The sequence below is a fragment of the Cupriavidus sp. KB_39 genome, from assembly GCF_052114485.1.
In the GTDB taxonomy this organism is placed as follows: Bacteria; Pseudomonadota; Gammaproteobacteria; order Burkholderiales; family Burkholderiaceae; genus Cupriavidus.
The window spans coordinates 1-520 of sequence record NZ_JBFREV010000182.1; the positions used below are offsets into that span (position 1 = coordinate 1).

Consider the following 520-nt stretch of genomic DNA (forward strand, 5'->3'; position numbering starts at 1 on the left):
ACGAAATACGATGGCATACGCATACGGGCATCGACGCCATACAACCCCAGGAAGTTGGTGCGCACTACGGGCGGGGCGCCGGGGTGGTCCGGGTCACGCTCCACGGCGTCGATCTCGCGCCCCGGAAAGCCGAGCCGGCCGTTCGAGCGGAAGCGTACCGGCTCATTGGCCGGCGAATCGGTGGTGCCGAGCGGCGGGTGGCCTGGCGCCGCCAGCTCGATCAACTCGCACAGGCGGAAGAAGTTCATGCGTGGGGCATCGGCCAGCAATGCCTCGCTCAGCGGGCGGGGCGCCCGGTTGTCCGGTGCGTTCAAAACGGGGCCCCCTGGCCCTTGCTGTCCGGCCACGCCAGCCGCTGGCCGGACGGTTGCGAGACAATCACGAGCCGCGTGTAGAGATTGAGCGTGGCGTACAGCGACAGGAAGCGGTTCAGCATCTCGCCGAACAGTTCGAGGTCGCCCGCGCCGGCAAAGCGCGTGCTGTCCAGCCAGACCTCGATCTCCACGCCGCGCAGCAGGCC

Annotated in this window: 2 protein-coding genes; both read right to left on the minus strand. The window is 68.5% G+C overall.

Annotated features, from left to right (window positions below; translation table 11 throughout):
• Positions 1–248, minus strand: a 248-nt coding sequence (locus AB4Z27_RS29410; protein ID WP_441646032.1) for a type VI secretion system baseplate subunit TssG, incomplete at its 3' end; no start/stop codon positions are given.
• Between the two features lie 62 nt (positions 249–310).
• Positions 311–520 (minus strand): type VI secretion system baseplate subunit TssF (locus tag AB4Z27_RS29415; RefSeq protein ID WP_441646031.1); only part of this gene is annotated, 210 nt, incomplete at its 5' end.